The following is a 26,114-nucleotide window of genomic DNA, read 5'->3' as shown; positions in this document are numbered from 1 at the left end:
CCCTTGGCGGGTTTCTTTCTTGACAACTCCATTTTGAGACATGGTATAAAATATCACAGATCACACGCAAGGCGCTAAGACAAAAAAGTGGGGAGCGGTGGCCGACGAAAACAAAGGTGCCCTCGAAGAAAAACCCTCCGAACGAAAGGACGGGTTTTGGCTCTATGACCTGAAAGTGGAGACGGTTCTCGACGGGCGAAGACCTGTGTGCCGGCATATTGAAGGCGAAAGTTTCGCCGTGGAAGGCGAAGCACTCGTATTCGCCGAGGGGCAGCGCGTTTCCATGTATGCGCTCGCAGCGGTCTTGCCGCTTTTGCCGGCCAAGCAACGGGAGACGCACCCGAATGACTGGATGTCGACCGATGCGGAAGTTGCCTGTGCCGACCCCCACTGCGGCGGGCGGTTCCGGATAACACGCACTCAGAAACGCTGGTTTTCTCATTCGGAAACGAGCGGTCTACCCGAAGTGCGCGGTACGCCTTACTGGCAAAAGGATGAGGCGGAATGAGCGTGGAGACAGCCCCGCTCCGGTCGGACTACCGGATCCCGCGCGTCATCAAGGGCGGATGGCAGCTCGCCGGCGATCACGGACCGGTCGAACCTGAGGCGGCGATTGCCGATATGGAAGCCTTTCTTGACGCAGGCATCACCGCATTCGACTGCGCTGACATCTATACCGGCGTTGAGGAAATGATCGGCGCCTTCATCGGCGACTTGCGACGGCGCCGCGGATCTGACGCGGCTGAGCGCGTGCAGGTTCACACAAAGCTGGTGCCGGATCTTGAACGTCTCGCCGATCTGACTGCTGAAGAAATTGAGGCGATTATCGACAGGTCCCTCAAAAGGCTTCGCATCGAACGTCTGCATCTGGTTCAGTTTTACTGGTGGGACAGCACGATCGGTGCGCCCGTCCGTGCCATGGAGGTTCTGAAGAGCTGCCAGGAAAAGGGCAAGATCGCGCATTTGGGCGTCACCAACTGGGATATCCAGGAAACAAAACCGTTTCTCGACGCCGGCATCGATCTTGTTTCCACCCAGGTGCAATATTCCCTGCTCGACCGGCGTCCGGCGAAATCGTTGGTGCCCTGGTGCAGCGACCACGACATCAAACTGCTGTGCTACGGAACTTTGGCCGGAGGGTTCCTCACAGAAAGCTGGCTTGGCAGGCCGGACCCCGGTTTTGCTTTTGAGAACAGATCTTTGGTCAAGTACCGTTTGATCATCGACGAATTCGGTTCCTGGTCCGTGTTTCAGGACCTTCTGAACGTGTTGAAGGACATAGGCGCGCGCTACGGGGTGACGTTAAGCTCGGTCGCGACGCGATGGGTGCTCCAGCAGCCGCAAGTCGCTGCGGCGATCGTGGGTGCCCGATACGCCAGACACTTGCCGAAAACACTCGAGGTGTTCCGCTTTCAGTTGGACGAAACCGACATGGCGCGTATTTCGATGCTGCTGGATGCCGCGCCCGGCCCGCAAGGACCGGTGTTTGCTCTGGAGCGCGACCGGACCGGACGGCACGGCAGGATCATGAAGTACAATCTGAATGCCCGTCCGGACGATGCGGTTCTGGGTGCGTCCAATGGATGACGCGATCCTCACCCTCAGCGGCGTGAGCCGGACGTTTGGCGATTTCACCGCCGTCGACGACGTGTCCGTGCAAATTCGCGAAGGATCGATCACCGGCCTGATCGGCCCCAACGGCGCGGGCAAGTCCACGCTCTTCAATGTCGTTGCAGGCGAGTTGTCCCCGACGCGGGGAACGGTTTCCCTTTTCGGAACCGACATTTCCAGATTGCCGCCGGACCGGCGATTTGCCATCGGCCTCGGCCGTACGTTTCAGATCCCGCGCCCCTTCGCGCGCATGAGCGTTCTGGAAAATGTCATGCTGGCCCCTTTGGAGCAGACCGGGGAGACGCTTCTGGGTGCCGTTTTCGGCAGGAAGAGAATTCGCGAACAAGAGCAAACCATCCGGAAACGGGCGCTGGAGGTCCTGGATTTTCTGACGCTCCGTCCAGTTGCCGATCAGCCGGCAGGCAAGATCTCCGGCGGACAGATGAAGCTTCTGGAACTTGCACGGGTCCTCATGGGCGATCCGAGACTGATCCTTCTGGATGAACCGGCGGCAGGCGTGAACCCTGCGCTCACCGAAGTGCTGATCGAAAAGATCGAAGAGCTGAACCGGGGCGGCAAGACGTTTCTCATTATCGAGCACGATATGGATTTCGTGATGCGCCACTGCGACCCGGTGATTGCCATGGCCGAGGGTAAGGTCGTGTTTGAGGGTACGTCAGCCCAAGCACAGTTCAATCCGATCCTTCTGGACGCCTATCTGGGAGCGCCGATGGATGCCTGAAGCCCTGCTTGAGATAGACGCTCTGACGGCGGGTTACGTGCCGGATCTTCCGATCCTGCGCAAGGTATCCTTGGAGGCTGCGGCCGGGCAATTGACGGCCATCATCGGGCCGAACGGTGCGGGGAAATCAACGCTCATCAAGGCGGTTGCAGGTCTGTTATCCGTCTCGCAGGGGCATGTCAGATTGTCGGGGAAAGACATCACCGGCATGTCACCGGACCGGATGTCCGGCAACGGCATGGCATATGTGCCCCAGACCGACAATGTCTTCCGGACACTGACGATACAGCAAAACCTGGATCTCGCGCTCAAGGCTCATGGCAATCGCGACGAACGCCTGGCAGCACTTTTCGAGAGGTTTCCGGTGCTTGCCGACAAGCGGCGCGGCAAGGCCGGCTCACTCTCAGGCGGTCAGCGCCAGTTTCTCGCGATAGCCCTGGCGCTCGCGGTCGAGCCGCGCTTGATCCTGATGGATGAACCATCTGCGGGCCTCTCTCCAAAAGCAGCCGAAGAGGTTCTCGATCACGTAAAACATCTCACGCGTCAGGGAGTTTCGGTCCTCCTGGTGGAGCAGAACGTCAAACAGGCGCTCAAACGCGCCGATCATTGTTATGTGCTCGCCGAAGGCCGGAACCAGATCGACGGGCCGGCGCAAACTTTGTTGGAGGACCCGGCTCTTGGCCGGATCTATCTCGGCGGAGAACGGAAGGGGGCGGCATGATCCAGCATCTTGTCGACGGCATTCTGGTCGGGTCATTTCTGTCACTCGGTGCCATCGGCCTGACAATGGTGATGCACATCCTGCGCTTCGCGAATTTCTCACATGCAGAACTCCTGTCGATAGGGGCGTATTGCGCGCTGGTTTTCGACAAGCTTTTCGAAAGCCTGCTTCCCGTTTTGTCGGCAAAGATCGGGCCCTTGTCCATGACGGGCGCGCTCTCTCTGTCGATCCTTATCTCGATGGTGGTGACCGGTCTGTCCGCCGTTCTGATCGACAACCTGGTTTTTCGCCGGGTACGGCAGAAAGGGGGCGAACTGTCGATGGTGTTCGCGTCCTTTGGAATGTCACTGGTTATCCGCAATGTCATCGGTTTGATTTTCGGGCTGTCGAGCGAACTCTATTCGCGCGACATCGCGTTCGCCATGGTGTTGTCGCGTGATCCGCTGCTGCTGGTGAAGCCGGATCAGGTCTTCGTGCTGATCGCCGCACTGCTGATCATGTTCGTTCTCTACCTGGTCTTTTCACGAACGACCTTTGGCTTCGCCCTGCGGGCAATTGCTGAGAACCCGAGCCTGGCACAGGTTCACGGCGTCAATCTGAAACAGATGATCGTGGCCGTCTGGATCATCGGCGGTGCGCTGGGTGCTCTTGCCGGCGTGTTTTACGGGCTGAGTTATCAGATCACGCCCGTGATGGGGCGGGACCTCGTCTTGCCGATCTTCGCCGCCACGATTGTCGGCGGTATCGGCAGCGTCTATGGCGCTGTTCTGGGTGGGTTCATCGTCGGCATCGCATCCAATATCGCGCTCGTCGTGTTGCCGTCCGGATATTCGCCGTCGGTGCCGTTCCTGATGATCCTTCTTGTCCTCCTCATCCGTCCCAACGGTCTTTTCGGGGAGGCGCGCGCATGATCGGCGTTGTCTCCTATCTCGTCTTTTTCACTACGGTTGCCGCGATCCTTGGGATCGCAGTTCTCGGCTTGAACCTGCAGTGGGGAAACACGGGCCTCTTCAATGGCGGTGTCGTGGCTTCGTTCGGCGCCGGTGCCTATGGCACGCTGATCCTGGGCGGGGCGCCGCAGGACGGTCAGCTCGGCGGCTTCAGCTTGTTTTATCCACTTGCGTTGGCGGGCGGAATGATAGCAGCAGGTGTTCTTGCCTGGATTGTCGGCAAGCTCACGCTGAGACTGCGTCACGATTATCTGGCGATCGCGACATTCGGCGTGGCGGTGGCGTTTGAGAATGTTATGCGAAACGCAACCGGTCTGACGGGCGGCGCGCAGGGGATCCGCGGCTTTGAACGGCCCTTCAGGGACATGCTGGGCGACGGCTTTACCTATAACGCCGTATTCCTCGTTTTCGTGCTGCTGATCCTTGTCGCAGTCTACGTCTTTCTCGAAAGGCTTACGGTGTCTCCGTTTGGCCGGTTGCTGCGCGCGATCCGAGAAGACGAGACCGCCGCCAGGTCTTTGGGCAAGGCACCGGACCGCGTCCGGCTGATTTCCTTTGTCACCGGCTCCGTTATCATCGGGCTTGGCGGTGGCCTCTATGGAACGTTCTACGCTTTCGTCAGCCCACAGGACGTTCTTCCCATTCTCACCTTCCAGATCTGGGCCATGCTGATTGTCGGCGGCGCAGGTAACACGCGCGGTGCCCTGGCAGGCGCGTTCCTGATCTGGGGCGCCTGGACATTTTCCGGGTGGGCCTTGTCACGCTTCGCGCCCATCGAAGCACAGCTTTACACGGGGTCGATCCAGTTCGTGCTGATCGGTCTTGTGATCGTCGGCATGCTGCTTTGGAGGCCTCAGGGCCTCTTTCCGGAGCGGCTGATCGTTTCTCAACCCGGTCAGAACCGGGAAAAAACACAAGCAGAGGGGTTCACATGAGAACGTTACTGACTGTTGCCGCCTTCGCGGCTGGAGTATCTGCGCTTGGGACGGAAGTTCAGGCGCAGGAATGCACGACAAAAATCGGTGCGACGCTGCCGACATCGGTCGACTGGGGACGCCCGATCGCGGAAGTCGCCCAATTTGCCGTTGATCAGGTCAATGAAGCAGGCGGCGCCGCAGGCTGCCAGATAGAGATGGTGCTCCGCGACACCCAGGTCGATCCGAAGGTCGGCGTGGATGCAGCCAAGGCCCTTGTCGATCTGGAAGGGGTAAACGTACTGCTCGGAGCCGTGTCCTCGGGTGTTTCGATGCCGATCCTGACTTCGGTGACCGTACCAGGCGGTGTCATGCAGATGTCCTGCTGCTCGTCGTCGACGGCCTTCACGAAACTGTCGGAAGACGGCAAGACTAACGGCCTCTGGTTCCGGACATTTGCCACGACCGCGGTGCAGTCGGCCATGGGCGCGAAGGTTGCCACCGACAAGGGCTACAAGAAAGTTGCTGTCCTCTATAAGAACGACGACTGGGGTCAGGACATGGCACGCCTGATCGCTGCGGACTTTGCTGCTGCCGGCATAGAGGTGACGTCTTCCGTCGCCATCAATGACGCGCAACCCTCCTATCGGGCCGAGGTGACCGAAGCGATTGGCGGACAGCCGGATGCACTCTATCTGGCACTCTACCCGAACGAGGGAACATCGGCGGTACGCGAATGGCTGTCGCTCGGTGGAACGCAGAACATGATCCTGGCAAACTCCCTCAAATCAGATGAATTCAGGGACAATGTCGGGCTGCAGTATCTCGGCAACGCTTTGGGAACGGACACGGCATCGCCGCGTGTTGCAAGTGCCGACGCATTCAAGGCCGCCTATGTGGAGAAATTCGGCTCCGAACCGAACGGACCCGGTCTTGCCAACAGCTTCGATGCGGCAATGATCGCGCTGCTCGCAATGGAAGCGGCCGGCAAGGACGCGTCGGGTGCTGATATCGCAGCCGCCGTCGCCAAAGTGACAGACCCATCCGGCACGCCGATCACTGCGGACACCGCCGGATTCAGCACAGCCAAGGATACGCTCGCTGGGGGCGGCACGGTGAAGTACCAGGGCGCAACGGGTGACGTGCGTTTCGACGCAAATGGCGACGTTTCGGCTCCGGCAGTTGTGTGGAAGTTCACCGACAGCGGCACTGAGGAAGTCGAGTATCTCTCGCTGACCGATGTCGACGCCTTTATTGCTTCCTTGAAGAAATAAAGGGCTTTGGCATTGGAATGCCCGGAGCGGCTTGCCCGGGCATTCCAGGTCCCTCTGGACCGGTACGAAGCGCACAGATTTGAGCCGAGAAACCACCTCAAAAAAAACCCGGCGCTTCGGCCGGGTCCAGGCAGGCTGCCCTGGGAGGGAACCTCTATGTTTTTGGGGAGGAGCAAAGCTCAAGCACTCAGTGTGTAAGCACCTGCTCGAGAAACAGTTTGGTTCTGGGGTTGGTCGGATTTTCGAAGAAGGATATCGGATCCGCTTCTTCAACAATCTGGCCGGCATCCATGAAAATGACCCGGTCGGCAACGCGTTTTGCAAATCCCATTTCGTGCGTGACGCAGATCATCGTCATGCCTTCCTTTGCAAGCGTTTCCATGACGTCCAGAACCTCACCGATCATTTCCGGATCGAGGGCTGAGGTCGGCTCGTCAAACAGAAGGATGTCGGGCTTCATGCAAAGTGCGCGTGCGATCGCAACACGCTGCTGCTGTCCGCCCGACAATTGACCGGGATACTTGAGCGCCTGATCGGCGATCCGGACCTTTTCCAGATACCCCATTGCGCGCTCTTCCGCTTCGCTCTGGCTTTCCTTGCGCGCCAACATCGGTGCAAGCGTGCAGTTTTCCAAAATGGTCATATGCGGAAAGAGGTTGAAGTGCTGAAACACCATACCGACCTCACGCCGGAGTGTTTCGATATTAGGAGCATCGGCGTAGATCTCATCGCCATGGATGAGGATTTCACCGGACTGGTGTTCCTCGAGCTGGTTTATCGTTCGGATCATGGTTGACTTGCCGGATCCTGACGGGCCGCAGACGACGATCTTTTCGCCCTTGGTAACGGCAAAGTCGATATCCTTGAGCGCGTGGAAGCTTCCGTAATACTTGTTTACCTTGCGGAGTTCGACAGCGGCTATTTCCATCTCAGGTGTCCTCCTTGACGGCAGCGGTCACAATGATTTCCACTTTCAAAACGTCCCGGGCGAGGCGTGCTTCGCCGCAGGCGCGTGCAGGGGCGTGTCCTTCCGGGACCCAGGCATCCCAGACAGCGTTCATTTCGGCAAAGTCGGCCATGTCCGCCAACCAGACGATTGCCTGAAGGATGTGTTCCCGGTCGGACCCGGCTTCTTTAAGAAGAGCGTCGACGCGCGCGAGGCAGTCGCGGGTCTGATCGGCGACGCTGTCGCCTGCACCGACCTGGCCGCAGAGATAGGCGACCCCGTTGTGCTTGACGATCTTGCTCATGCGCTGACCGGTATGAATCCGTTCGATCATCCCTGCACCTTCCTGTAGCCGTGGTCGACAAGCACGTCTGAAATCTCGTCGAGGATCGCCGGGTCGTCGATTGCCGCCGGCATCTTGAAGTCTTGGTTGTCGGCGAGTTTCTGCATCGTCCCACGCAGGACCTTGCCGGATCGGGTTTTGGGAAGTCTTTTGACTTCCATGGCCGTCTTGAAGGCCGCGACGGCACCGATTTTTTCCCGCACCAGGGCAACAAGCTCTTTCTCAAGCTCGGCCCCGTCGCGGCCGGCGCCATCGTTCTGAACGAAGAAACCGATCGGCATCTGTCCTTTCAGAGCGTCTGCGGCACCGATGACCGCGCACTCGGCGATGTCCTTGTGTGCGGCGATCACCTCTTCCATGGCACCGGTTGAAAGACGATGCCCCGCAACGTTGATGATGTCGTCCGTGCGCGCCATGATGAAGACATACCCTTCTTCGTCGATGATGCCGGCGTCAGACGTCGTGTAATAGCCTGGGAAGTCTTTCAGATACGCGTTGAAAAAGCGCTCTTCGGCGTTCCAGAGCGTAGGCGTTCCGGACGGCGGCAAAGGCAGCTTGCAAACGATGTTGCCAAGTGTTCCGGGCGGGACCGGATTGCCCGCGTCATCCAGAACGTCGATCTTGTAGCCCGGCATCGGGACGCCGGGGGATCCTGGTTTGACAGGCAGCACGCCGAGCCCCACGGGGTTGCCGGACATCGGCCAGCCTGTCTCGGTCTGCCACCAGTGATCAATCACGGGGCGTTTCAGCTTCTGCTGCGCCCACTCGATGGTTGCCGGATCGGATCGTTCGCCCGCCAGAAACAGGGTCCGGAAGTGGCTCAGATCGTAGTTGTCGATCAGCTTGCCGGACGGATCTTCCTTGCGAATGGCGCGAAAGGCGGTTGGCGCGGTGAAGAGCGCAACGACCTTGTGTTCCGCGATGACCCGCCAGAATGCACCCGCATCCGGTGTTCCAACCGGCTTGCCCTCATAAACGATCGTCGCGCAGCCATGCAGAAGTGGGGCGTAACAGATGTAGGAATGACCGACGACCCAGCCGACATCGGACGCTGCCCAGAAGACGTCACCCGGTTTGACACCGTAATGGTGTTCCATCGACCACTTCATCGCGACCATGTGGCCGCCGGTGTCGCGTACGACACCCTTCGGTTGTCCGGTTGTTCCGGACGTGTAGAGAATATAGGCCGGATCGGTGGCTTTGACCGGAACGCAGTCCGGAATGGCTCCACGCGCGGCGCCGACGGTCTCCGCGTAGTCCAGGTCGCGGCCGGAAATCATGTCCGCTTCAAGCGCGTCCCGTTGTAGAACGATGCATTTTTCAGGCTTGTCCTCCGACATCTCGATGGCTTCATCGAGAAGCGGCTTGTAGGCGACGACACGATTGGGCTCGATGCCGCAGGACGCCGAAATGATGACCTTCGGCTTGGCGTCTTCAATCCGGGTCGCGAGTTCTGCCGAGGCAAATCCCCCGAAAACGACGGAATGAATGGCCCCGAGGCGCGCGCAAGCAAGCATTGCGAATATGGCTTCCGGAACCATTGGCATATAGATGATCACGCGGTCGCCCTTCACGACACCGTTGGCAAGAAGGACCTGGGCGAGCGCACCGACTTCTGTTTGCAGTTCGGCGTAGGTAAAGCTTTGCTTGGACCCGGCGACCGGACTGTCATGCACGAGTGCGAGACGCTCTCCATGACCAGCGGCAACGTGGCGGTCAACCGCGTTCCAGCACGTGTTGCAGACCCCATCCGGAAACCAGCGCCCGTAGGCTCCGGCATCAGGGTTGAACGCGATGTCCGGAGCCTTCATCCAGTCGATATCCTGCGCGGCGTTCATCCAGAACGCCTCGGGATCGTCCAGCCAGGCTTGATAGGTTTCCGTGTAGCCGCTCATAGGTTCATACCGTGTAGTTCAGACCAAGACGGCCGCCGTCGACATAAATCGTCTCGCCGGTGATGTAGCTGGCCTTCTCCGATGCCAGGAATGCCACCGTGTTGCCGATCTCGCGGGCGGTTCCGACCCGGCCCATCGGGGTTCGTGACATGACTTTTGCAAGGGCTTCCGGATTTGCGTTCACACCGGCCATCATTTCCGTGTCGATGGAGCCGGGGCCAACAGCATTTACCCGAATGCCGTGAGGCGCCAGCGACAGGGCTGCGGCCTTTGTCAGCTGCATGACACCGCCCTTCGACGCGCAATAGGCAGGGATTGCGGGAATGGCGACCTGTGCGTTGATCGAGGACATGTTCACGATCGCGCCCTTGATGCCGCGATCGACCATCGTGTTTGCGGCCCGCTGGGTCGCGTGGAAGACACCGATCAGATTGACGTCGAGCACCCTTTTGAAATCGTCGAGCGAATATTTGAGAAAGTCGCCCGGCATCGCAATGCCGGCATTGTTGACAAGCGCAGCAACCGGTCCCGCCTCGGCTTCGATCCGCTCGAACATGCCGGTAATCTGCTCGACATTGCCCATGTCGCAAACATAGCCCGTGCCGCCAAGACGCGCGGCAGCCTGATGAACGCTTTCCTGAATGTCCGACAGGACAACTTTGAAACCGTCTTCAGCCAGTGCTTCGGCGCAGGCATATCCGATGCCCTGAGCAGCGCCCGTAACGAGTGCGATTTTCTCGCTCATTTATCTTCTCCAGAATATCCGTAGTCTTTTGCGGCCTGATCAGCTGTGATCATTCCAGCTTCAATATCAGCAATTAGCCGCCACGGGTCCCGTTGTTTGGGATCGCCATATCCGCCGCCGCCGGGCAGGCTCAGCTTCAGACGCTGTCCGTTGCGCACACGTTGCCGGCCTTTGGACTTCAGGCGCGTTCCATCGGTCAGTTCAACGCGGCCTGCGGCCCCCGGATGGCCGCCTTCGCGTCCCCGCGCAGGATTTTCAACCCGGTCAAACATTGCATTGAACCAGAAGTCGTAGCCGTCACGTGCTTCGATCTCGATGACCTGGCCAAGCCCACCGCGCAGGGCGCCCGCACCTCCGGACCCCTCGCGCAGATCCTTGCGCCAGACGGTTATTGGCCCGACATGCTCGGTTGCTTCGACGCTCATGGTCGAAACGCCGGAGGGAAAGGCTGTCGCCGAAAGCCCGTCAACAGAAGGGCGAGCGCCCGTTCCACCAGAGTTGAACATCAGAATTTCCGCGTTTTCCAGGCCGGTCTCCGGATCGCTCGGACGGGCGGAAATCTGAATGTTCCAGAGCGCCGATGCGCCTTCGGAGGGAACGGTTCCGGGCATGGCCTTGTGCAGCGCGCCGAGAACGACATCGGGCACCAGATGCCCGAGAACGTGGCGCACCGAGACCGGCGCCGGCCGCTTCGCTGCAAGAATGCAGCCTTCGGGGGCGGAGATTTCAAAGGGATCCAGCGACCCGGTGTTGTTCGGCACGCTTGCCGCAATCGCGCATTTCAGGCCGTAGCAGGCATAGGCTCTGGTATAGACTTCCGGCACATTGACACCGAAGGCGCTCATGCCGCTCGTCCCGCTGAAATCCGCCGACAAGCGATCACCGTCGACCTTCAGTGTTACCACGATTTCCACCGGACGATCGTAGCCATCGACCGTCATGTCATGCCGGTAAGTGCCATCGGGTACCTTTGCAATCGCTTCGCGGGTCGCCTTTCGGCTGGCGTCCATGATGAAGTCGGAAAGGCCGTCCAGATCGTCGATCCCGAATTCGTCGAGCATTGCCTGCAGACGGCGATTGCCCGCTTCGTTGCAGGCGGCGAGTGAGTACATGTCGCCGACGGTCTGATCCGGCGTTCTGACATTTGCGCGAATGACGGCGACCAGAAGCTCGTTGACCTCGCCGCGCTCGGCAAACTTGCAGATCGGGATCAACAGGCCTTCTTCGAAGACCTCGCCGGCGTCCGGACCGAAACCGCGCCCGCCTATGTCGACGACATGCGCCGTACAGGCGAAAAATCCGATATGCAGACCGCCGCGGAACACCGGTGTGACAACGGTGATGTCATGCAGATGCCCCGTCCCCAGCCACGGATCATTCGTGATGAAGACGTCGCCGTCGTAAATATTCTGCAGGCCGATTTCACGCGCGAAATGCGTTACGCTTTCAGCCATTGCATTAACGTGGCCCGGCGTACCGGTCACGGCCTGCGCCATCATCCGGCCGCTGCGGTCGAAGAGGCCTGCGGAAAGGTCTCCCGCTTCGCGGACGGAGGTTGAAAACGCGGTACGGATCAGGGTCGTCGCCTGCTCCTCGACAACAGCGACGAGGCGGTTCCACATGATCTGGTAATCAATGGCGGTCGGCGTCATTTGGCATCCTTCCGGACCAGCAACAGGCAGCCGTCGGATTGACCAACGGCGCGATAAGCGGATGTGACGATGGTGGTGGTTTCCGCCTCGATGATTACGGCCGGACCCGCGACGACACTGTCTGGTGTCATGGCTGAGCGTTCGACTTCGTGCGCGTCGACGATACTGCGCAGTGCGGCGTCAAATATCGGGCGCCTTCTAAGAACGGCGGCATCTTTCGAACCTGCCTGCGGCTTCGTTGTCTCCGGTTGCGGTCTTTCGGAAGCCACGATGAGCGACCAGTTTGTGATTTCCGGTGCGAGCCCGTCGATCGTCCTGCCGAACAGCATCCTGTAGGCACTTTCGAATTCGGCCAGAATAGCGTCCGTATCCCCGGAGGTGAAAATCTTGTGCGGCAGCGGGACGGGGATTTCCCAGCCCTGACCGGCATACCGCATGAACGCGGTGAGGCGGGTCGTTGTGCGGCCATCTCCGATACCGGCTTGCACAAAGGCTCGAGCTTCTGCTTCCATGGCTTCGAGTGCCGCGTTGACGGCATCGGCGTCAAACGACGCAAGTGTCTGAAAAACACCTCTCGTCGCCTCATAGCTGAACGGTGCGCGCAGGAAGCCGATCGCAGAACCGACACCGGCACCGGGAGGGATCAGCAGTGCTTTTATGCCGAGCTTTTCGCAGAGCCTGCACGCATGCAGCGGCGCACCACCGCCAAAGCCGATCATCGTGAAATGCTCGATATCCCGGCCGTTTTCAACCGTGTGAACACGGGCCGCATTGGCCATGTTCTCGTCGACCATTTCAGTGACGCCAAAAGCGGCTTCGCTGACCGGGATCGATTGCGCTTCGGCAATCCGTTCTGAGAGCGCCTGCTGTGCGAGACCAACCGACAACGGGATTTCGCCGCCTGCGAAGTTGTCCGGATCGAGCCGCCCGAGCACCAGATTGCTGTCGGTGACAGTTGGTTCCGCGCCACCGCGCTGATAACAGGCAGGCCCCGGTTCGGATGCCGCAGAACGTGGGCCGACCTGGATTCGTCCCATCGTGTCTATTGATGCGATGGAGCCGCCGCCTGCGCCGATCTCGACCATCTCCACGACAGGCGTGGATACGGTCATACCGGACCCTTTTTTGAAGCGGTAGGTTCTGGCGACCTCGAACGTGTTTGCCGTTTTGGGAGCGCCATCCTCAATCAGGCAGATTTTCGCGGTGGTTCCGCCCATGTCAAACGACATGACCTTGTCGATCTGGTGAGACCTGGCAAACTCCGCGGCAAAAATTGCGCCTCCCGCAGGCCCGGATTCCAGCAGCCTGACGGGTTGCTCTGACGCTGTTTCCACCGAGATGAGACCGCCACCGGAGTGGAGCATGAACACCGGTGCGGAAATGTCCGCGTTTCGGAGTTTCGCCACAAGCCGGTTGAGATAGGCAGAGACCTGCGGCTGAACATATGCGTTGGCGATCACGGTGTTGAAGCGCGGCAGCTCGCGCATCTGGGGCGAGATCACAGAAGACAGTGAAATCGACAGGTCAGGTGCCAGCTTTTTGAGAGCGTCCGCCATCATGCGCTCATGCGCATCGTTGGCATAGGCGTGCATCAGTCCGATTGCGACAGCCTCGTAACCGGCTTCAACGATGCGTTCCGCCAGTCGCCGAGTTTCGTCTGCATCAAGGTTGAGAAGCACCTGGCCTTGCGGTCCGACGCGTTCGTTGAGCGTGAAGCGGTCCTTGCGCGGAACAAGCGGCTTGGGCAGTTCGAGGTTGAGGTCGTATTGCTCGAAGCGGTTCTCGGACCGCATTTCGATGACATCCCGAAAACCTTCGGTAGTGATAAACGCTGTCCGTGCACCACGCCGTTCGATTAGCGCGTTGGTCACCAGCGTTGTGCCATGGATGACTTGTGTGATTGTGTGAAGTGCAATGCCTGCTTTTCGCGCGGCCGTTTCGATCCCTTTCAGGATCGCGCGTTCGGGTTCGGTGTAGTCCGTGAGCACCTTGCACGTGGCCATGCCATCCGGGTGGTCCAATGCCACATCCGTAAACGTGCCGCCAATATCCACGCCAACGCGAATGTCCGACATACTCATACTGTTCAAAAACCCTTGATGAACTGGTTGGCAGTAAAGGCAATATTGTAGAAGCGCGACATAAGCGGCGCAGATGCGACAGCGGTCACGTCCGTTATCGGCAATGGCAGTTCCTCCGGGTCCATGCCTGTCAGGAGGCCGGCCATGCCCTGCCCAAAAATCGTCCCGGTGGTAATGCCACGGCCGTTGTAGCCGATGGGTGTGTAGAGCCCGTCGTCGAGCGTGTGTATGCGAGGAAGATGGTCGGGGGTCATGGCAATCTGGCCGTGCCAGGCTTCCTCGAAACGCACTCTGCCGAGATCGGGAAACATCTTCGAAATTCGCTTTTGCGCCCAACGCTGAGAAAGTCCGCTGGACTTCGTACCGATGACCTTGCCCATCGATCCGATGATCAGGCGGTCGTTGTTGTCCTTGCGGAGCGAGAACATGATAGGTGCCGTATCCCACAGTCCCTGCCGTTCCGGCAGGATGTGTGCGGCTTTTTCTCCCAGCGGCTCGGTCGCCAGCTGGAAATAGTGGATCATTGTGTAGGTCTTGTTGAGCCCGGGCCACAGCGCATCTGTGTAGGCGTTGGTCCCCAGAACCACGGCTTTCGACCGCAGGCGGCCCTTGTCTGTCTCAACTGCCCAGCCATCGGACTGTTTCAGGAGATTGGTGACCTTCACGCCTGTACAGATCTTGGCGCCGGCTGCTGTCGCGGCGCGGGCAAGGCCGCGGCAATATCCCATCGGATTGACGGTACCTGCCCGGCGATCGATCATTCCACCGTGAAACGCATCTGTACCGATTTTTTCCGCGACTTCCTCTCGTCCGAGCAGGTCGACCGGCTCGCCCATGGAGTTCCACTCTTTCCATCGTGCCTCCAGATCGCGAAATCCGGAAGGAGCGTGTGCGGCGTGGATCGTCCCCTGGCGGGTTGCCTCGCATCTGATCTGGTGCTTCTCGATAAGATCGAAAACCATCTCGGGCCCCTGCCCGAACCGCTGCAGGAAGCGCGGGCCATAATTGGTTCCCAGTTTTTCGCGGACCTGCGTAGGTGGCAGCCAGATCCCTGCATTCACCAAACCGACATTTCGACCGGAACCGCCGAACCCGATGTGGTTCGCCTCGATGACACAGGTGGAAAGTCCGGCTTCGGAGCAATGCAGCGCCGTGGAGAGACCGGTGAAACCGCCGCCGACAATGGCGACGTCAAAGGTTTCGCCTTCCGGCAACCGTCCTTCGAAGTCGCGTTCCTCGGCTGAAGCATCCCAAAGGGAAATCGGCATTGTTCGGGTCACCGCAACAGCCTCCTGTCTACCGTTGTTACACAAACGTGCCCATATTGGATTAGTTGCAAACATCAGGGGTGTGTGTCAACATAAGAAATAATCGTTTTATATATCGAAACAGGGAGCCAAATGAAAAAGCTCAAGAAGAATTCCGCAAGCATGGTCGCCGAAGCACGGGCGCGCATTGAGGAAATCGAGATCCAGGACCTGATCCAGCTTCTGGATGACGACAACGTTGTGGTTGTCGACATTCGCGATGTGCGCGAGCGTCAGCGGTCCGGATTCATACCCGGGAGCGTTCACGCACCCAGGGGCATGGTTGAATTCTGGGTCGACCCGGAAAGCCCTTATTTCAAGGAAGTTTTCGGCGAAGACAAGAAGTTCATATTCCACTGTGCGTCCGGCTGGCGCTCGGCGCTGACGGTTGCGACGCTTCAGGACATGGGCTTCGAGGCCGCGCATTTGAGAGAAGGTTTTTCCAAATGGGCAGAAAAAGGCGGCCCGGTGGAAATGCCGGAACCCAAATCCTGATCAGGAAAGACTTCTAAGCTGCTAGGCGCGTTCTGCTCGGTGCAAACGCGTCTCGTGGTCCATGGGGCTACACTCTGGAGAGTTTGCGGGAAACCGCTTCGGCCGCATGCGCTGAAAGAGAACCGAAACGGTCTTCCGCATTTTCAGGAAGGTTGACGTTCGGAACCGAGATACCGATTGCCGCGACAGCTTCACCGTCCGGCAACCTTATTGCAGCTCCAAAACTGAGAATGCGGTCGCGGAATTCGCCCGTGTCATATGCATACCCGCGCATTTGCGTGGCCTCGATATCGGCGTCGAGCTGGCTCAGCGAGGTCAATGTGCGGTTTGTGAACGCCTGCAGGGGCTCCGACAGTTTTTCCCGCAAGCTGGTATAATTCGCCGCCAGGATCGCCTTGCCTGTGCCGACACAATGGATCGGGGCCGATCCGCCGACCGGATTCCAGGAGCGGATAGGCTTCTTGCTTTCGATCTTGTCGATGTAAACGACATTGAATTGCTCGGGGACCGCCAGATAGATGGTCTCGCCCGTTTCTTCGGCAAGATACGCCATTTCAGGAGCAGCGAGTTCCCGCAAGTTGAGGCTGTCGACCGTTGAGCGTCCGACTTGCCACATCTTCAGTGTCACCGCGTAGGTTCCGTCCTCGCGTTGCGCGACGTAGCCAAGTCTGGAGAGCGTTTGCAGCAGGCGGAAAGTGTTCGATTTGGTGAGGTCCAGCGCTCGGGAAATTTCCGTGACACCGAGCGACCGGCGCGCTTCGGCGAGTTTTTCGAGGATCGCCAGGCCTTTGGAGAGGGTGGAATCTACTTTTGCTTCGGTCGGTTTTTTTTCGGACATATTCAGACTTTGCTGGCGGTTTTCCGCAATGTAGCGGACGTATCCGCAAAGGTAAATCGAGGGGGTGCATGTGCCTGGACCGCAGGAACGGACCCTTCGGGCAGACGGATTTCGATGTTCGTCGAATGCGCAGCCGTGCTTTGTGTGAGTGACGACGTCCTGTGGTCATGAGTGAGAACATTCGGGTTCCCATGCCGGTCGCGCTGGTCCGGGTTTGAGAAATCCGGGTCATACCAGGCTCCGGTCCAAAGAAACACGCATCCTTCGCGAATGTCTTCCGTCACCCTGGCGCCGGCAAGGCAACGGCCGCGGGCGTTGTAAAGCTCGACTATGTCGCCGTCGGAGATGTCCCGTTTCGCCGCATCTTTCGGATGAATCAGGACAGGTTCGCGTTGGTTGATCTTCGAAGCGACGCTGGTTGCACCGTTGTCGAGCTGACTGTGGAGACGGGTTCCCGGCTGGCCCGAGACCAATGCGAGCGGATACGAGCGGTCATTCGCGGCCGCCCAGTCCCGCGGCTCAAACCAGCTGGCGTGCCCCAGGCAATCCGGCAGTTTCATCTCGGCAATAGTCTGGCAATGCAACTCGATACGTCCGCTGGGTGTCGGCAACGCGAATTTATCCGGTTCCGCCCGGTAGTCCGCAAGGAAGACCTGGTTCGGTGACGGGTCGGGCAAGGTGATAACGTCACCTGAAATGAACGTGTCCCAGTCCGGTAACTGGATCCCGTGTTCGTTGGCGGCCGTTCTTGTTTCTTCCCAGAGCCTGGTGAGCCAGCCGTGCTCGTCGAGTCCTTCCGAGAAATCATCCACATTCCCAAGGCGCCTTGAAAGGTCGCAGTAGATGTCGAACTCGGTTCGCGCGTCGCCGGGAGGAGTAGCACAGACAGGCATCGGGATCAGCGCGTTGTCGGATTTGCCTGCACCAAAATCGGTTCGTTCCTGCGGCGCTGCGACGGGCAGGACAATGTCAGCGTGGCGTGCCGTCGCGGTCCAGTTGATCTCGTTGACAACAATCGTGTCCGGTGTTGCAAATGCGCGCCTCAGCCGGTTCAGGTCCTGATGATGGTGAAACGGATTGCCGCCCGCCCACCAGACCATCTTCGCGTTCGGTAGTGTCCGCTTTTGACCCAGATAGGTGTAGTCCTGCCCCGGGTGCAGCAGCATTTCTGAAATCATGCTCACCGGAATGAAGTCCGGTATCCGGCGTTGTCCCTGTGGCAGCGCACCGGGGCGGAATAACCGCTCGATATTTCCGATATTGCCATTGACGCCGTAGCCGATCGTGAAGCCGCCTCCCGGAAGACCGACCTGACCGAGCATGGCCGCAAGCGAAACGGTCATCCAGAGGGGCTGCTCCCCGTAGTCGGCGCGCTGCAGGCTGGCAGCGCACGAAATCATTGTGCGCTTCGCGGCCATTTCCCGAGCGAGCAGTCTCAGCTTCGCAGCTGGAATCCCGGAACGTTCCGCGGCCCATTCCGGTGTTTTGGCGATGCCGTCCGTTTCTCCGCGAAGATAGGCAGCCAGTTGGTCGAAGCCGACGGTGTAGCGGTCAAGGAACTTCTGGTCGTGCAGATTTTCGTCCAAAAGCGTATGGGCGATGCCCATCATGACGGCGACGTCGGTGCCTGGTAACGGCGCAATCCATTCGGCGTCGACGCCATCCAGAACATCGCTTCGCAAGGGACTGAAATTAACGAAACGGACGCCCTCGCGGGCACACTTGGCAAGGTTATCGCCAAGCCGGTGTTGTGCGATGCCGCCGTCGCTGACCTGGGCGTTGCGCATGGCGAGGCCGCCAAACAAAACGACAAGCTCGCTATGTTCAGCAATGACTGACCAGCGAGTGGCCTGCGCAACGTGCTTCCGGAATGGGCCCAGTATGAACGGCATCAGGCCCAAAGCCGCGTTGTAGCTGTAGTTTCCCTCCGAGCGGACGAACCCGCCCTGGGTGTTGAGGAACCGTTTGAGCTGGCTCTGGGCATGATGAAAACGCCCCGCACTCGACCAACCGTAGGAGCCGGCAAAAATCGCATTATTGCCGTGGGTCTCCCTGACCCTTTTCAGCTCATCGGCGAGGAGATCGATCACCGTGTCCCAGCCGACTTCGACAAAGGGCTCTTCTCCGCGCGTTGAAGGACCGGGACCGTTTTCGAGCCAGCCTTTGCGTACAGCCGGCCGTAGAACGCGGGCCTGGCCGTTCAGGCTTGAGGCAATGTTGCCGTTGATGGGGGAGGGTTCAGGGTCTGCGGGATGCGGGTCGACTGAGGCGATCCGGCCGTTTTCGACCTGAACGCAGCCGATACCCCAGTGATTTGAAGTTAGTGGCATTTCTGTTTCGCTAATCAGAACAAATTTTCTATATATTGACACACATAAGGACCAGTGTCATCAATTCAACACTACTCGAATTCGGGAGCCCACGAGAATGAAAACGACGACACTGGCCGATGCCCTGGTCCACGGTGGCAGGCCTGATGGTCCCGACGGAAGACAGGTGAACTGGCCTGTGGAGCTGGGATCCACCGTCGTCTTCGACACACTCGAAGCCTTCGAAGCGGCAAGAGAAGCGCGTTACGAAAACGGAACGCCTTATTACGGCCGCTATGGAAATGCGGCGACGTTTTCGCTTGAGGATCTGCTTGCGGAGCTTGATGGCGCGGAGGGAGTGACGCTGACGTCTTCAGGCGTGTCGGCGATTACCTCAACGCTGCTGACCCTGGCAACACCGGGCGCACATCTGCTCGTCGCCGAAAATCTTTACGGCAACACCAGGAGTTTCTGCGACGGCATTCTCGCAGCCATGAATGTTGCAATCGAACCGTTCGATCCAATGGGCGGCATCGACGGCAAGATTCGCGAAAACACATGTGCAGTGATGGTGGAAGCGCCCGGATCCGGCACGTTTGAGGTCTGCGATCTGCCGCAGATTGCGCACGTGGCCAAAGAAAGGGGCGTGCCTGTCGTTTTCGATAACACATGGGCCTCGCCGGTCTTTTGCAAACCCTTGGCGCTCGGTGCGGACGTGGTCGTCTATTCCGGATCGAAGCATCTTTGCGGTCACTCCGACGCGATGATGGGTGTCATCGCTGCAAGCGGACCCTTTCACGCGCGCATCCGAAAGACCGTCATGCTGCTCGGCGACAAACCCGGCGCTCAGGAAGTCCTATTGACGCTGCGGGGCGTGCGGACCCTGAAAATGCGGATGGAACATCAGGACCGCGCCGGCAAGGAGATGGCACTCTGGCTTTCGCAGCAGTCATGCGTTGACAGGGTGCTTCATCCGGCTTTTGAGAGTTGCCCCGGGCACCAAAACTGGAAACGCGACTTTTCCGGGGCCGCAGGCCTCTTTTCCGTGATTTTCAAACAGATTGCTGATCGGAACTTCCGTTCCTTCGTCAACGCGTTGCAGTGTTTCGGCATCGGGGTGAGCTGGGGCGGGTACGAAAGTCTCGTCCTGCCCATGACGTCAGACCGTAGCCGACAACTCGGCGCGGGACCGTTGCTGCGCTTCAGCATCGGGTTCGACGATCTGGAAACGCTCAAGACCGATCTGCTCCAAGCCTTCAATCTCCTTCAGGACTAAGTCAGTCATGCAAAACAAGATCGACCATTTCGCCATCGGGTGTTCAGACCTCGAAACAGGTGTCGCCTATATTCAGGAAAAGCTGGGGGTAAGTGTTCCAAAAGGCGGCAAACATGCGGCAATGAGCACGCACAACTGCGTCATGCAGGCAGGAAACGAGAGTTTTTTCGAACTCATCGCGATCGATCCGGACGCACCGGATCCTGACCGGGCGCGATGGTTTACTCTCGATGATCCGGCGACCCAAAAGAGATTGAGCGAGCGGCCCCGGGCGTTGACATGGGTCGTGAATACAACGGACCTTGACCGGATCATCGCTGATAGCCCTGTCGATCTGGGAGAGGTGGTGGACTTCGCTCGTGGAGACCGGACCTGGAGGCTCACCGTCCCGCGCGATGGAAGCCTTCCTGAAGTCGGTCTGTTGCCTGCCTTTATTGAATGGTCACCCGGTCCCCACCCGTCGACCGGCCAACAGGATCTTGAGGTGAGACTGCAATCCGTGCAGCTCACGCATCCCGAGCCCGCCAGGATCGAGGCAATGCTCGACGCCCTGAATGTGAGGCATCTGGCAGAAGTCTCGCACGGTGAGGCAGGACTAGCATTTGCTTTGACTGCCCCTTCAGGATCCGTCGTTCTGGACTGATCGAGACGGCCTGATCGAACCGGATTGAACGGAGCGGAATGATCTACTTTCGCGCGTGCCGGCGTCTCAAAGTTCGTTCACCGGGACTTTCAGGAAGGTTTTTCCGCTGTCATCGGCTGGTGGCAGCTTGCCGGCGCGCATGTTGACCTGAATGGACGGGATGATCAGCTTCGGCATGGCCAGCTGCGCATCGCGTTCCGTGCGGAACTTGACGAAGTCCTCCTTCGACTTGCCCCCGCCGACATGGATGTTGTGCTCTTTCTCGTCCCCGACCGTGGTCTCCCACTGGATGTCGCGCCCGTTCGGGCCGTAGTCGTGGCACATGTAAAGCCGCATGTCGTCCGGCAGCGCCAGAACCTTCTGGATCGAATCGTAAAGCATGGCTGCATCGCCACCCGGAAAGTCCGCCCGCGCAGAGCCCCCGTCCGGCATGAACAGCGTATCGCCCGCAAAGGCGGCGTTGCCCATCACATGCACCATGCAGGCCGGGGTGTGGCCCGGGGTCGACATGGCAAAGGCCGTCATCCCGCCGATCGTGTAGGTATCGCCGTCCTGGAACAGGCGGTCGAACTGGCTGCCGTCGCGCTGGAACTCCGTGCCTTCGTTGAACACCTTGCCGAAGGTTTCCTGCACCACGGTGATCTTGTCACCGATGCCCAGCTTGCCGCCGAGCTTCTGCTGGATGTAGGGCGCGCCGGACAGGTGGTCAGCATGGACATGGGTCTCGATCAGCCATTCCAGTTCCAGGCCGTTGTCCTGGATATAGGCGATGATCTCGTCCGCATTGTCATAGGTGATCCGCCCGGCGGCGAAGTCGATATCCATGACGCTGTCGACAACGGCGCAGGCGTTCGAGGCCGGGTCCTTGACCACATAGCTGATGGTATTCGTCGCCGGATCGAAGAAAGCCTTCACCTCGGGGATCACAGCCATGTCGACCGGGTAGTTCGAGCGTATCATCATTTTCCTCCTGCGAAGCGTCCTGACGCAACGGTGTGATTTTCAGGTAACTCCCAGGGCGTTGCAATCAAATTCCAAGGTCTGCTGCGCCGCTCAACGCGACACGGGGCGTGTAACGCGGATTTCAAGCAGACCCGAGTGCCCAGTGAATATGCGTCTACGCGATTTCTTGCCCATTGACCGGTCAATTCGGTGAAAAATTGGCCTGTTTGGCCTCGAGTATCAGAATTCACTTGACACATTTTCGAGTGGCCGTAACCATATTAAATGGAACACGTGTTCTGATATATAAAACAGGGAACAGCTAAAATGGCAACCAATATTGCAAAAATCGCCTGCGCGGTTGCATTTGCCGCAGGTGTTGCGGCTCCCGTAACAGCCGCCGCGAAAAGCTCGACGGTCACGGCTATTGAGGAACGGGGAACTCTCTTGTGCAGCGGCCACAACGGCAGCTATTTCGGGTTCGTTGAGGTCAACGACAAAAACGAATGGAAGGGCCTGGACATTGACATGTGCCGTGCCCTGACCACCGCGATCCTTGGCGATCCGGACAAGGCGCAGATCGTGCCGCTCAGCTGGGCGCAGCGCTTTCCGGCGCTTCAGTCGGGTGATGTCGATGTGATCATCAAGGCAACCGGCTGGACGATGGGTCGCGACACCGAAGTCGGGTTGCAGTTCAGCCTCCCTTATTTCTTTGGCGGGACCCAGTTCATGGCGCATGGCGACCTGGGCATCACCGAAGCGAAAGAACTCGACGGCGGCACCATCTGTGTTGAAGCCGGAACCACAATCGAGCGCCTTGCAGGGAACTATCTCAAGACGCTTGGCATCGAACACACCATGGTGTCCTACGAAAAGGCGTCTGAACTCCGGGCTGCCTACCTTGCGAACCGCTGCGATGCCTTTGCGGCATGGGGACCGTTCCTTGCCGTCCTGCGGGCCACGGAGCTTGAGAAGCCGGATGCCCATATCATCCTGTCGGACCAGCTTTCCAACGAACCGATTGCTGCAGCCATGCGCCAGGGAGACGAAGAGTTCGTCGATATGGTGAACTGGATGATTGCAGCTCTTCTGATTGCAGAAGAAGAAGGTGTAACGTCTGCGAACGTGGAAGAAATGGCTTCCAATCCGCCCAATCCGAAAATCGCCCGCCTTCTTGGTGTTGACCCCGGCATGGGCGAGCGCCTCGGCATCCGCGACACATGGGCAAAGGAAATGATCGCGGCCACCGGTAACTTCGGCGAGATTTATGATCGCAATCTTGGCGAAGGGTCTCCCTACAAGCTCGAGCGCGGGCTGAACAATCTGTGGAGCCACGGCGGCGTTCTCTACGCACCGATCCTCGACTAAGACAAGTTCGCAGGGCGGCGGCAGTGTGACCTGCTGCCGCCTTTTGATTGTGTTGCGGCAAGGAGGATCCGGAAATGGATGCTGCGGCTCTCAAGCTAAGGCGCAGTCGTCGGGACATGCTGGTCCAGACGCTTCTCGTAGTCTTTGTGGTTCTCGTAATCTGGGTTGCGATATCGACAGCCCACACGAATCTGACCGAACTCAACATGACGAGCGGCTTCGGATTTCTCGAGCGGGCGACCGGTTGGTCCTACTCTTTCTCGCTGATCGACCGGAGCATTGACGACAGCTACTCCAAAACCCTGCTGATCGGCTTTCTGAACACGCTGTTTTTGGGGCTGATCTGTATTGTTCTGTCGACCATACTAGGGTTCGCCATCGGGACCGCCAGAGACGCGAGGCAGCTCGGGCTCAACTCCCTGGCAACGGTCTACATCCAGATCTTCCGCAACCTGCCGCTCATTCTTCAACTTGTTTTCTGGTATGCGGTCCTGATCCACATGCCGGGGCCGCGTCAGGCCTTTACGATGGGTGAAGTTGCGTTTCTGTCGAACCGGGGCCTGATGTTGCCCGGGTTCAACGTTTCTCCGACCGTCGTGTTGGCAATGTTTGCCGCTGTTGTGCTGTTGGCGGTGGTAATTTTCCGCCAGAAGAGCTTGCAACCGGTGCAGAAGCTGCTCCTTTGGCTTGTGTCGGGCAGTGGCGCAATGCTTCTTCTTGCCTGGATTTTCGCACCTGCGGACAGCTCGATCTTTTCGATACCGGCTCAGCAGGGTCTGCGGTTTCGAGGTGGGATCGGCGTTCCGATAGAACTTGTCGCGATGATCCTTGCGATAACGCTTTATGGATCCGCCTATATTGCCGAAGTCGTTCGAGGAGGCCTCAACGAGGTTCCCAGCGGTCTCACCGAGGCAGGCAAGGCCCTTGGTCTCTCCTCGCGCGCCATTTGGTTCCACGTCAAGGTGCCGATGGCGCTGCGCACGATCATGCCGCCACTCGGCAACCAGTGGATCTTCATTATGAAGGCCACAACGCTCGGCGTTGCGATCGGGTTCAGTGACTTGTTCTACATCGTCTCGACCTCGATCACCCAATCCGGCCAGACGCTGGAACTCATGGGTCTGTTGATGCTTTCGTTCCTGCTGATCAACTATTCGTTGGCCCAGCTCGTCAATTTCATGAATGCGCGGCTCGCGCTGAAAGGGCACTGACATGGCTTTGGCGAGTGAACTTCCGGCTCAATCAGAAAGATGGACGACTTTTGCAAACACGCTCAAAAAGAGGGCGTTCAGGAGTCCCAGTGACAGTTTCACGAGCGTTTTCATCTTCGGGTTGATGCTCTACATGGCCTGGACCCTCATCGACTGGGCGATCCTCAGTGCTGTCTGGAGGGCTGAAGACGTCGAACACTGCGCGAACGCGGGTGGCGCGTGCTGGTCCGTGATTGCAGCACGTCATCGTCTGATCCTGTTCGGGCTCTATCCGTATGAAGAGCATTGGCGCTCGACGCTGGCCTGCCTGGCGATCGTTGCGACGGTGGTCCTCTCGTGTTTGCCACGCTTCTGGAGCACCAGCCGCCTGGTAACGCTCTGGATCGTCGGGTTTGGTGCCTATGTGGTGCTCATGGATGGGCGTCTGATCGGACAGCCTGTGGTGACGACCGACCAGTGGGGCGGATTGGCGCTGACGCTGTTCATGTTCTCCTCGGTCGTTCTGCTCGGAATGCCGCTTGGACTGCTTCTCGCCCTGGCGCGCAGATCCAAGCTGCCGGTGGTCAGAGGCGCAGCGTCCCTGTTGATCGACTTCATCCGTTCGCTCCCGCTGCTGACAACTCTGTTTGCAGCCGCTGTCGTTATTCCGCTTCTGCTGCCCGACTGGCTGAACGGCGACAAGATCTGGCGCGTGATCGTCGGCTTTGCGCTCTTCTTCGCCTGCTATCAGGCAGAAGTGTTTCGCGGCGGATTTCAGGCAATTCCCAAGGGCCAGTTCGAGGCGGGCAAGGCCTTGGGCCTGACGCCGTTCCAGACGCTGTCGCGCATCGTCATGCCGCAGGTATTCCGTCATGCATTGCCGTCAACGATCAACATGGTCGTTGTGACCTTTAAGGAAACCGCGATCGTGATCATCATCGGCTTCTTTGACGTTCTCGCCTCGGCAAACGCCGCATTCGGCACGGTCGAATGGGCACCCTATTACATCGAGGTATACGCGTTTGTCGGTACGATCTACTGGATTTTCATCTTCTCGCTGAGCCAGTACGGTGAGTACCTGAAGGCACGCATGGCTGTCGCCAAGCGGTAATCAAATGGGCGCGGTGGCGTCGTCTTGCCGCACCGCGTCCTAATGTCAGATAAACTGCGCTACGTCCTCAATGTGAATGCCGGCGCAGTCGATCACCGGAAATGCCTCTTCGTCCTCGGCAAAAAGTGCATTCAGGTCCGTCCCGCCAAGCATGACGGCTTCAGCACCGCGCGCAACAAGGCCTTGCCCCGCTGAAACGAAGATGTCGCGGAGTTCCTCGCTCGGCTCGCCGCTTTGCGCAAGCTTGATATAGGCTTCGTGGACGCGGCCGAGTTCCGCGCCCTCGGGAGCCAGAACGTCCACCGGTGCAAGCTTGCCGTACATTCCCGTTTTCATCACGGTCTCGGTTCCCAGAATGCCGACACGCGTCATGGCTTTTGCACCCAGCCAGGAAGAGAGCGTCTTTGTGATGTCCACAAGCGGCAACGGCGAAACGGCGGCAAATTCGTCGATGCAGAAATGACCGGCAATGGAGGTCACGACGACGTTTCCAGCACCCGCCGCTGCAAGCCGCTCTGTCAGCCTCAGATAGATGCCGCACTGTGCCGACCGGTCGTCTGCGGCGAGATTGGCAATCAGCGTTCGGGTGTCCGCATGAACAATCGTCAGATCCAGGTCAAGACCTTTGTCGGCCGCGACCCGGATGAGTTTGCGATAGTAGAAATCGGTTGCGGCGGGTCCGATGCCGCCGATCAGTCCAATATGCAATGCTCGTCTCCTGCCGGGCGCGCTCCAATTTGCCGAGAGCTTATCCGAGTGGT

At 58.9% G+C, this 26,114-nt stretch carries 24 protein-coding genes; 13 read left to right on the top strand and 11 right to left on the bottom strand.

Annotation, left to right across the window (positions count from 1 at the left end; genetic code table 11):
* The first annotated feature begins 97 nt into the window (after nt 1-97).
* The 7 genes from Q0915_RS26685 to Q0915_RS26655 are packed head-to-tail and all read left to right on the top strand — an operon-like array spanning nt 98 to nt 6,212.
* Nucleotides 98-508: a TIGR04076 family protein gene (locus Q0915_RS26685; protein ID WP_299483776.1), complete on the top strand. Its 411-nt coding sequence runs from the start codon at nt 98-100 to the stop codon at nt 506-508.
* Nucleotides 505-1,587 carry an aldo/keto reductase gene (locus tag Q0915_RS26680; RefSeq protein ID WP_299483775.1) on the top strand — a complete coding sequence of 361 codons (1,083 nt, stop codon included), beginning with the start codon at nt 505-507 and terminating at the stop codon, nt 1,585-1,587. Before Q0915_RS26685 ends, Q0915_RS26680 begins: the two co-directional genes overlap by 4 nt.
* Nucleotides 1,580-2,353, top strand: a complete 774-nt coding sequence (locus tag Q0915_RS26675; protein ID WP_299483774.1) for an ABC transporter ATP-binding protein — start codon at nt 1,580-1,582, stop codon at nt 2,351-2,353. Before Q0915_RS26680 ends, Q0915_RS26675 begins: the two co-directional genes overlap by 8 nt.
* Entirely contained in the window at nt 2,346-3,074 is a 729-nt protein-coding gene (locus Q0915_RS26670; protein WP_299483773.1) for an ABC transporter ATP-binding protein, read from the top strand. Before Q0915_RS26675 ends, Q0915_RS26670 begins: the two co-directional genes overlap by 8 nt.
* Entirely contained in the window at nt 3,071-3,985 is a 915-nt protein-coding gene (locus Q0915_RS26665) for a branched-chain amino acid ABC transporter permease (RefSeq protein ID WP_299483772.1), read from the top strand. Before Q0915_RS26670 ends, Q0915_RS26665 begins: the two co-directional genes overlap by 4 nt.
* The gene (locus tag Q0915_RS26660) at nt 3,982-4,959 is read left to right on the top strand and encodes a branched-chain amino acid ABC transporter permease (RefSeq protein WP_299483771.1); all 978 of its coding nucleotides are present in this window, start codon (nt 3,982-3,984) and stop codon (nt 4,957-4,959) included. Before Q0915_RS26665 ends, Q0915_RS26660 begins: the two co-directional genes overlap by 4 nt.
* Nucleotides 4,956-6,212: an ABC transporter substrate-binding protein gene (locus Q0915_RS26655; RefSeq protein WP_299483770.1), complete on the top strand. Its 1,257-nt coding sequence runs from the start codon at nt 4,956-4,958 to the stop codon at nt 6,210-6,212. Before Q0915_RS26660 ends, Q0915_RS26655 begins: the two co-directional genes overlap by 4 nt.
* Before the next feature lie 187 nt (nt 6,213-6,399).
* Here Q0915_RS26655 and Q0915_RS26650 read toward each other — a convergent pair whose 3' ends face one another.
* The 7 genes from Q0915_RS26650 to Q0915_RS26620 are packed head-to-tail and all read right to left on the bottom strand — an operon-like array spanning nt 6,400 to nt 15,154.
* Nucleotides 6,400-7,140 (bottom strand): amino acid ABC transporter ATP-binding protein, encoded by a 741-nt coding sequence (locus tag Q0915_RS26650; protein ID WP_299483769.1) that lies wholly within the window; start codon nt 7,138-7,140, stop codon nt 6,400-6,402.
* Nucleotide 7,141: 1 nt separating this feature from the next.
* On the bottom strand, nt 7,142-7,492 hold the full coding sequence (locus tag Q0915_RS26645; protein ID WP_299483768.1) for a RidA family protein: 351 nt from the start codon (nt 7,490-7,492) through the stop codon (nt 7,142-7,144).
* A complete protein-coding gene (locus Q0915_RS26640) occupies nt 7,489-9,396 on the bottom strand; it encodes a propionyl-CoA synthetase (protein WP_299483767.1) in 1,908 nt (635 codons plus the stop codon). The genes Q0915_RS26645 and Q0915_RS26640 overlap by 4 nt, the downstream gene beginning before the upstream one ends.
* A gap of 4 nt (nt 9,397-9,400) precedes the next feature.
* On the bottom strand, nt 9,401-10,141 hold the full coding sequence (locus Q0915_RS26635; RefSeq protein WP_299483766.1) for an SDR family oxidoreductase: 741 nt from the start codon (nt 10,139-10,141) through the stop codon (nt 9,401-9,403).
* The gene (locus Q0915_RS26630; protein WP_299483765.1) at nt 10,138-11,793 is read right to left on the bottom strand and encodes a hydantoinase B/oxoprolinase family protein; all 1,656 of its coding nucleotides are present in this window, start codon (nt 11,791-11,793) and stop codon (nt 10,138-10,140) included. The genes Q0915_RS26635 and Q0915_RS26630 overlap by 4 nt, the downstream gene beginning before the upstream one ends.
* A complete protein-coding gene (locus Q0915_RS26625; RefSeq protein ID WP_299483764.1) occupies nt 11,790-13,874 on the bottom strand; it encodes a hydantoinase/oxoprolinase family protein in 2,085 nt (694 codons plus the stop codon). The genes Q0915_RS26630 and Q0915_RS26625 overlap by 4 nt, the downstream gene beginning before the upstream one ends.
* 5 nt (nt 13,875-13,879) lie before the next feature.
* On the bottom strand, nt 13,880-15,154 hold the full coding sequence (locus Q0915_RS26620) for an FAD-binding oxidoreductase (protein WP_299483763.1): 1,275 nt from the start codon (nt 15,152-15,154) through the stop codon (nt 13,880-13,882).
* Nucleotides 15,155-15,274: 120 nt separating this feature from the next.
* Between Q0915_RS26620 and Q0915_RS26615 the strand changes: the two genes are divergently transcribed.
* A complete protein-coding gene (locus Q0915_RS26615) occupies nt 15,275-15,676 on the top strand; it encodes a rhodanese-like domain-containing protein (RefSeq protein ID WP_299483762.1) in 402 nt (133 codons plus the stop codon).
* Between the two features lie 67 nt (nt 15,677-15,743).
* On the opposite strand, the gene Q0915_RS26610 is transcribed toward Q0915_RS26615, so the two are convergent.
* Nucleotides 15,744-16,514, bottom strand: a complete 771-nt coding sequence (locus Q0915_RS26610; protein WP_299483761.1) for an IclR family transcriptional regulator — start codon at nt 16,512-16,514, stop codon at nt 15,744-15,746.
* 2 nt (nt 16,515-16,516) lie between these two features.
* Entirely contained in the window at nt 16,517-18,844 is a 2,328-nt protein-coding gene (locus tag Q0915_RS26605; RefSeq protein WP_299483760.1) for a molybdopterin-dependent oxidoreductase, read from the bottom strand.
* A 97-nt stretch (nt 18,845-18,941) separates the two neighbouring features.
* Between Q0915_RS26605 and Q0915_RS26600 the strand changes: the two genes are divergently transcribed.
* Nucleotides 18,942-20,099 carry a PLP-dependent aspartate aminotransferase family protein gene (locus Q0915_RS26600; RefSeq protein ID WP_299483759.1) on the top strand — a complete coding sequence of 386 codons (1,158 nt, stop codon included), beginning with the start codon at nt 18,942-18,944 and terminating at the stop codon, nt 20,097-20,099.
* A gap of 7 nt (nt 20,100-20,106) precedes the next feature.
* Nucleotides 20,107-20,742, top strand: coding sequence for a VOC family protein (locus Q0915_RS26595; protein ID WP_299483758.1), 636 nt, complete (start codon nt 20,107-20,109; stop codon nt 20,740-20,742).
* A gap of 66 nt (nt 20,743-20,808) precedes the next feature.
* Here the strand turns inward: Q0915_RS26595 and Q0915_RS26590 are convergent, their stop codons facing one another.
* The gene (locus Q0915_RS26590; RefSeq protein WP_299483757.1) at nt 20,809-21,702 is read right to left on the bottom strand and encodes an MBL fold metallo-hydrolase; all 894 of its coding nucleotides are present in this window, start codon (nt 21,700-21,702) and stop codon (nt 20,809-20,811) included.
* 309 nt (nt 21,703-22,011) lie between these two features.
* Between Q0915_RS26590 and Q0915_RS26585 the strand changes: the two genes are divergently transcribed.
* The 3 genes from Q0915_RS26585 to Q0915_RS26575 all read left to right on the top strand — a co-directional run bounded on the left by Q0915_RS26585 (nt 22,012) and on the right by Q0915_RS26575 (nt 25,353).
* Nucleotides 22,012-23,052: an amino acid ABC transporter substrate-binding protein gene (locus tag Q0915_RS26585; RefSeq protein ID WP_299483756.1), complete on the top strand. Its 1,041-nt coding sequence runs from the start codon at nt 22,012-22,014 to the stop codon at nt 23,050-23,052.
* A gap of 74 nt (nt 23,053-23,126) precedes the next feature.
* Nucleotides 23,127-24,263, top strand: a complete 1,137-nt coding sequence (locus Q0915_RS26580; protein ID WP_299483755.1) for an ABC transporter permease subunit — start codon at nt 23,127-23,129, stop codon at nt 24,261-24,263.
* Nucleotide 24,264: 1 nt separating this feature from the next.
* Complete coding sequence (locus Q0915_RS26575) at nt 24,265-25,353, top strand: amino acid ABC transporter permease (RefSeq protein WP_299483754.1); 1,089 nt, start codon at nt 24,265-24,267, stop codon at nt 25,351-25,353.
* A 45-nt stretch (nt 25,354-25,398) separates the two neighbouring features.
* On the opposite strand, the gene Q0915_RS26570 is transcribed toward Q0915_RS26575, so the two are convergent.
* The gene (locus Q0915_RS26570; RefSeq protein WP_299483753.1) at nt 25,399-26,061 is read right to left on the bottom strand and encodes an aspartate/glutamate racemase family protein; all 663 of its coding nucleotides are present in this window, start codon (nt 26,059-26,061) and stop codon (nt 25,399-25,401) included.
* Nucleotides 26,062-26,114 lie beyond the last annotated feature (53 nt).

Source organism: uncultured Roseibium sp., from assembly GCF_947494555.1.
In the GTDB taxonomy this organism is placed as follows: domain Bacteria; phylum Pseudomonadota; class Alphaproteobacteria; order Rhizobiales; family Stappiaceae; genus Roseibium.
This window is presented reverse-complemented; position numbering and strand designations above follow the sequence as displayed.